Source organism: Halovulum sp. GXIMD14793, assembly GCF_054457435.1.
The window spans coordinates 58,688-65,332 of sequence record NZ_JBTLNE010000014.1; the positions used below are offsets into that span (position 1 = coordinate 58,688).

Here is a 6,645-nt window from a genome sequence, read left to right on the forward strand (position 1 = left end):
GGTCAGTCGATTTTAGGCTCGCAGCCGGTGCCACCAATCCCGTCACCACTGGTCGCCGAACATTTACCCTGTTCAACAGTCATGGCCGCGGGTTCTAGCGCAGGCACGCCCTGCGGCTCGGCGCAGGCCGACAGCGTCAGTACAACACCTATCAGGATCGGTAGAAATCTCATTCGGCTTCCCCCTTACCGCGATAGAAATAGCTGCCTGCACGTAGCCGTGTCGAGCCTGTTCCACCACCACGCTTCATCGCGGCGGCACGGCGGCTGATCTCTTCGAACAGCTGCATCTGCACAGCGCGGTGATAGGAGTCCAGCGCATCAACCTGCGTATCCGTCAGACCGGAATAATGCACCGCGCGCTCAAAATGCGGAGGTGTATCTGCCAGCACATTCTCGGTCGCCGCCGCAATGTGATCGCCCATATTCTCGGCCAGATAGGCAATCTGATCGTCCGTGCCTGCAAGCGGCTGATAGGACATCTTTTGCAACCGCACGATCGAACCATCCAGCCCGACGGTTTCCGTTGCAACCAACGTATCGAGCATGGTTCTGGAATGCACATCCTGCGTCACCTGCCGGGCCAGCGCCTCGAACGATGGGGCGGGTCCGTTTCTGGGCAAGGCGCGTGGCTGATCGCCCATTTGATAGCCAGGTTCAGTGCGCCACAAAGCGACCAGACGCGCCAGATGGTTCGGACGTTCTGGTTTCGGCGCAAAATCACGCAGCCGGGCTATATCGCGGCGCTGCAACCCGGTCATCACGGAAAGGCGGCTGTCAGTCGCTTTGCCTTCGCTCAGGCTAAGAGCGGCCTGCACGTAATGTGCCTTCAATCGTTCCACCAGATCAGGGAACAGCACACCGCGTGCGACAAGCATCCGGGTCAGTGGAGAGAGCAGAGCATCGAGAACATTTAGCATGATGTGCAAATTGCACATTTCCATTGACTAATCAATAGAATCCCAATATGTGCAAATTGCACATTATTTGATGGAGCTACCGATGCACCTCGTCTCAAAGCCCTTGGCACCACGCTACCTTGCAGCGATCGCGCTGACCTTCCTGGCCACTGCCTGCTCAGAACCCATGGTCAGCGAGGCCCCTGCCCCTCTGACAGCTGCCGATGCCAGAACAGGCGTGACGGCAGAAGCGGTGTCTGTCGAACCGTCAATTATGCCGGGTCCACCCCTGCCACCGGTGCGTCATCCACAGGCGCGTGCGGGTGTGCTGACTGCAGGCGATATCGATGACACGCTGAACCTGGCTGCGTTCTCTCGATATGCGGCCAAGGCGGCTCGACGGCTGTCGCTGCCGCGCGAAAACCTGTCAAACCCGATCCAGCTGCGTCTGGTCGGATCTGATGGTAAACCGGCCTCTGGCGTCTATCTGACGCTGCGGCGCCCCGGTGCAGGCGATCCCTTCTTCACCGGCTATTCTGGCGTCGACGGTCGGGTCACCGTCTTCCCAAGCCTGCATGGCAGCAGAGCCTTGCGTCGGGTCGAACTCCGCGTTCCCGGCTCTGGCCAGCCGGGCACATCTTACCGGCTTGATACCGGCGGCGGCCTGCGCACCGTTACCCTTGACGGGATGCGTAGTCAGACGCCGAATTTCCTTGACCTTGCCTTTGTCGTCGACACCACCGGCAGCATGGGGGACGAGCTGGATTGGCTGGCGCGCGACATAACCCGGATCGTCAGCAATGCCCGGCGCAGTGCCCCTGGGGTGAATATCCGATATGGTCTGGTGCTCTATCGGGACCGGGGCGACGCATATGTTGTGCGCAATCTCGGCTTCACCAACCAGCTGTCGGTGATGCAAAGCTGGCTTCGCAATCAAACCGCAAACGGCGGCGGGGACTACCCCGAAGCGGCAGCCGAGGCCCTGCAATCCGCCGTTGCGCTGAATTGGCGGCGCGGTCAGGGCAAGCGGCTGCTGTTCCACGTCGCTGACGCACCCCCACACAAAAGGCAGGCGCGCGCCTATCTGAATGCCGCCAAGACGGCCGCACGCAACAATATCCAGATATTCGGGCTGGGCGCGTCGGGTGTCGGGCCTGAATCAGAACTGCTGATGCGTCAGGCCTCGGCCATGACGCAAGGTCGGTATCTGTTCCTGACCGATGACAGTGGCGTAGGCAACAGCCATGCGGAGCCGACCATCGCCTGTTATCAGGTCACCAAGCTGACCGATCTTATGATCCGCGTGCTGCGCTCTGAACTGACCGGCCGCCGGATAGAGGCCTCCAAGGGCGCGGTCATCCGCAAGGTCGGTGCCTATCGCAACGGGGTCTGCCTGAACTGAGCGCGCCGGCCCTGATAGCGACCTGACTTCAAGCAGCGTCAGGTGCTGGTAGGACGCTTAATGAGACCAAGGCTGACGGCGGGAACTGGCAAAGTTGTCGCCGTAGCCACCCGGCCGGATCACATGCTTGCGGGATTTCGGCTCCTGAACGGAAACCGCCAGTCCGACCCGCTTGGCATAGTCCAGCGCCTCTTCTTTCGAGGCGAACCCGATCCGCACCTGCTTTTGCGTATCACCCGACCCGGACCATCCCATCAGCGTATCCCGCTCCGGCGCTTCGCTGCGCGGAAACTCCAACACCCAGTCCTGCGTCCGGGCCACACCCGATTGCATGGCGGTTTTGGCAGGTTTGAAAAGACGAGCGGGCATCATCACATCTCCTTGGCTACGGAACCCATATCGCAGAAAACCCCGCTTGGGTTCAAGGGGCCGGTCGATCAATTGCGAGCCTGTGTCGCTACCGCGCAAGTTGCAGTTAGAGACAGCCCATCACAGAATTAGTCACGAGTGGTCACCTGCACATGCTCGTATTGTTCCTCAAGCTGCGCGACCTCCGCTTTCGAGAGCGGGATTCCATCAAGCCAAAGTTTTTTGAGCGATGGCAGCTGCGCAATTCGTGGAAGGACGCCCTTTGCGGTTAGGACGGTCTGCTCATCATATCCGCCGACTGACAGATATTCCAGATCAGGTAGCGCCTGCAGCAGGTCCAGGTCATTCTCCGTGATGTCCAATGCCCAGATATCAAGCTCGCGCAGCTGGCGCATCTCGCAGATGCTTTTTAGTCCCTGTCGACCGACGCGGTTCGCACAAACACAAAGGTCGGTAATGCTCTTTGACTTGGCAAGCGTTGCCGCCTTTTCATCATCAAGGCCGCCCCACTTCAAATCCAGGCTTTTCAACTCACTATGGCTTGCCAACTTGCGAAGTGCACGTTGGGAGAAACTTGAGTGCTGAGCGCTCAAAGTGTTCAGACTTGGTAGATCGGCAATATGTACAAGGTCATCCGTTTTCAGCCCGCTGGCTCGTAAATTGCGGAATGACGATGGCAGCAACATTCCCTTGAGCGATCCATGATCATGGAAACCGGAAACATTGATTTCCTCCAGGCCCGGAACGCTCAGCAACTGGCGAAACGCTGCACGGGTTACGATGTTATATACACGTATCGAGCGGATCGAGGGCCAACTCGACAATACCTGCGCCCACTTGACGTCGAAGACACCGCCACCGGATGCATAGAACGCGTCAATAGGTTTATGGGGATTGAGCTGCCGCAGTTTGGCAACCGAAAGCGGCTCTTCAATTGAAACCACAATTGGTTCGGCGTTTGAGTCATCTACCATTTGGGCCGATACTTATGCTGGATCATGAACTACGGATTGATATGGCGGGGCCGATAATTTGCACATCATATGCGCGCTGACAGTCCAAAATTTTGCGTTTTGTTGTGAGATAGGCGTCGCAATCACCGCAAGTCATAGCTAACGGAGCGCTTATCAACAATACCGCCTGTGAAAACCGCAAAGCAGCGTCGTCAACCGGGTACGAGGGAGTGAGGGGTGGGGTGGGTGGTGCTGCACCCGGTTGACGACTGTCTTGCTGCTTGCAACTCTATCTAGACAGAACAATCCAGCGCTGGCAATAGAAATATACATCTAGATGTGGTGTTTTATTTCTTCATATCAACCCAGGGTTTTAATTTGATATTAACTAAGTTGCTGATGCGATGCGGAGATACGAGATGACTGATGTTGCTGAAGCGCCTGCGGAAATCGCCCGCCCCAAGCTGGAAGGCGGCAAGCCGATCGTGCTGCATACGGAGTTTGAGCCCGCAGGTGACCAGCCGACTGCCATTGCTGATCTGATCCAGGGAATCAGTAGCGGAGACCAGTCGCAGGTCTTGTTGGGAGCAACTGGCACCGGCAAAACCTTCACCATGGCCAAAGTGATCGAAGCGACCCAACGGCCTGCCATCATCCTTGCGCCCAACAAAACCCTTGCCGCGCAGCTTTATGGTGAGATGAAGGGATTTTTCCCGGAAAACGCTGTCGAATATTTCGTCAGCTATTACGACTATTATCAGCCCGAGGCCTATGTGGCGCGCTCGGACACCTACATAGAAAAAGAATCGCAGATCAACGAGCAGATCGACCGGATGCGCCATTCCGCCACCCGGGCGTTGCTGGAACGTGATGACGTGATCATCGTCGCCTCGGTCTCGTGCATCTACGGGATCGGCTCGGTCGAGACCTATGGCGCGATGACCCAGGATCTGGTGACGGGCAAGGACTATGACCAGCGCAAGGTGATGACCGATCTGGTGGCCCAGCAATACCGCCGTAATGACAATGCGTTTCAGCGTGGCAGTTTCCGGGTGCGGGGCGATAGTCTGGAAATCTGGCCCGCCCACCTTGAGGATCGCGGCTGGCGGTTGTCGTTTTTCGGGGATGAATTGGAGGGCATTACCGAATTTGACACCCTGACCGGGGCCAAAACGGCCGAGATCGAAAAGGTCCGGGTCTATGCAAACTCCCACTACGTCACCCCGCGCCCGACCATGCATCAGGCGATCAAGGGCATCAAAGCCGAACTCGCGCTCCGGCTGGAACAATTGGTGGCTGAGGGCAAGCTGCTGGAAGCGCAGCGGCTGGAACAGCGCACCAATTTCGATCTGGAGATGCTGGAGGCGACCGGCGTCTGCAACGGCATCGAAAACTACTCGCGCTATCTGACCGGGCGCGCACCGGGCGAACCGCCACCCACCCTGTTCGAATACATCCCCGACAACGCGATTGTGTTTGCCGATGAAAGCCATGTCTCGGTGCCGCAGATCGGTGGCATGTATAAGGGCGATTTCAACCGCAAGCGCACGCTATCCGAACATGGCTTCCGCCTGCCGTCCTGCACCGACAACCGGCCCTTGAAGTTTGAGGAATGGGACGCAATGCGCCCGCAATCGGTCTTTGTCTCGGCCACGCCGCAATCTTGGGAGTTGGAACAGGCAGGCGGTGTCTTTGCCGAACAAGTGATCCGCCCCACAGGGCTGCTGGACCCGCAGGTGGAAATCCGCCCGGTCGAAACCCAGGTGGATGATCTGCTGGACGAAATCCGCAAGGTGGCGGGCGAAGGCAACCGGGTGCTGGTCACAACCCTGACCAAGCGTATGGCCGAGGATCTGACCGAATATCTGCACGAACAGGGCATCCGTGTGCGCTATATGCATTCCGATATCGACACGCTGGAGCGCATCGAAATCCTGCGCGACCTGCGGCTTGGCGCGTTCGACGTGCTGATCGGCATCAACCTGCTGCGTGAGGGTCTGGACATCCCCGAATGCGGTCTGGTCGCCATTCTGGACGCGGATAAGGAGGGGTTCTTACGCTCTGAAACCTCACTGATCCAGACCATTGGCCGCGCCGCGCGAAACGCCGAGGGCCGCGTGATCATGTATGCCGACCGCATCACGGGGTCGATGGAGCGGGCGCTTGGTGAAACCAATCGCCGCCGCGAAAAGCAGATGGCTTATAATGAAGAACACGGCATCACGCCCGAGACGGTGAAGAAAAACGTATCGGACGTGCTGGAAGGCTTGTGGAAGGGAGATACCGACCAATCCCGCGTTACCACCAAGGTCGACAAGCCCATGGTCGGCGCCAACCTGTCTGCACATCTCGACGGTCTGAAAAAGGACATGCTGAAAGCTGCCGAAAACCTGGAATTCGAAGAAGCCGCCCGCTTGCGCGACGAAATCCAGCGGCTGGAGGCTGTGGACCTCGCTATCGCCGACGACCCACTGGCCCGGCAATCGGCCGTCGAAGCAGCCTCCAAAGCTGCGGTGAAGCGCGAGGGACGCAGCACAGCCGGCAAGCCGGGGCAGCGTGGGGGGAATGTGCGGCGGCGGAAATGAGGCTGTAAGTCGTAGAGGGGACAAGTGATGCCATCACAAACTGTGAGCACCTAACAAACCCTGACCGCAACGCAATTGCTGCAACTTCCCCTGAAATTACAATGGCCATATCTTTTGGTGCGAAGGATGGGATTCGAACCCCAACTGGACGCCTCCTCAAGGCGCTGCCTCTGCCGATTGGACTAGGCCCGCCTAGAGGCGCGTTGCTACGGATTTCTATAAAAGCAGAAAACCCCTTCGCGCACCCTCGACCGGGCAAAGTTAGTCGTAGGTTCGACTACCAACTTGTTGCGGAGCATTAAGCTAACCTTCATAACTGCTGACCTGCCCCCCGAAACTTCCCTCGTTCTGATGTAGAGTTTGCTCAACCTTTTGAAGGAGCAAACGAATGCGAAAGAGCCGTTTCACGGAAGTCCAAATCATTGGGATGATCAAAGA

At 58.0% G+C, this 6,645-nt stretch carries 6 protein-coding genes; 2 read left to right on the forward strand and 4 right to left on the reverse strand.

All coding sequences use genetic code 11. The features are described 5' to 3' along the window. Nucleotides 1-2 precede the first annotated feature (2 nt). Both ACW9UQ_RS05655 and ACW9UQ_RS05660 read right to left on the reverse strand, forming a co-directional pair. A complete protein-coding gene (locus ACW9UQ_RS05655; RefSeq protein ID WP_458930028.1) occupies nt 3-173 on the reverse strand; it encodes a hypothetical protein in 171 nt (56 codons plus the stop codon). Further along, nucleotides 170-919, reverse strand: a complete 750-nt coding sequence (locus tag ACW9UQ_RS05660) for a DUF6502 family protein (RefSeq protein ID WP_458930029.1) — start codon at nt 917-919, stop codon at nt 170-172. The genes ACW9UQ_RS05655 and ACW9UQ_RS05660 overlap by 4 nt, the downstream gene beginning before the upstream one ends. Before the next feature lie 82 nt (nt 920-1,001). Here ACW9UQ_RS05660 and ACW9UQ_RS05665 point away from each other — a divergent pair, with 82 nt between their 5' ends. Next, nucleotides 1,002-2,300, forward strand: a complete 1,299-nt coding sequence (locus ACW9UQ_RS05665; protein ID WP_458930030.1) for a vWA domain-containing protein — start codon at nt 1,002-1,004, stop codon at nt 2,298-2,300. Between the two features lie 57 nt (nt 2,301-2,357). Here the strand turns inward: ACW9UQ_RS05665 and ACW9UQ_RS05670 are convergent, their stop codons facing one another. Both ACW9UQ_RS05670 and ACW9UQ_RS05675 read right to left on the reverse strand, forming a co-directional pair. Continuing rightward, nucleotides 2,358-2,669 carry an ETC complex I subunit gene (locus tag ACW9UQ_RS05670; protein ID WP_458930031.1) on the reverse strand — a complete coding sequence of 104 codons (312 nt, stop codon included), beginning with the start codon at nt 2,667-2,669 and terminating at the stop codon, nt 2,358-2,360. A 128-nt stretch (nt 2,670-2,797) separates the two neighbouring features. Beyond that, on the reverse strand, nt 2,798-3,643 hold the full coding sequence (locus ACW9UQ_RS05675) for a leucine-rich repeat domain-containing protein (protein WP_458930032.1): 846 nt from the start codon (nt 3,641-3,643) through the stop codon (nt 2,798-2,800). 398 nt (nt 3,644-4,041) lie between these two features. On the opposite strand from ACW9UQ_RS05675, the gene uvrB reads away from it, so the two are divergent. After that, complete coding sequence (gene uvrB / locus ACW9UQ_RS05680; protein ID WP_458930033.1) at nt 4,042-6,207, forward strand: excinuclease ABC subunit UvrB; 2,166 nt, start codon at nt 4,042-4,044, stop codon at nt 6,205-6,207. Nucleotides 6,208-6,645: the final 438 nt, after the last annotated feature.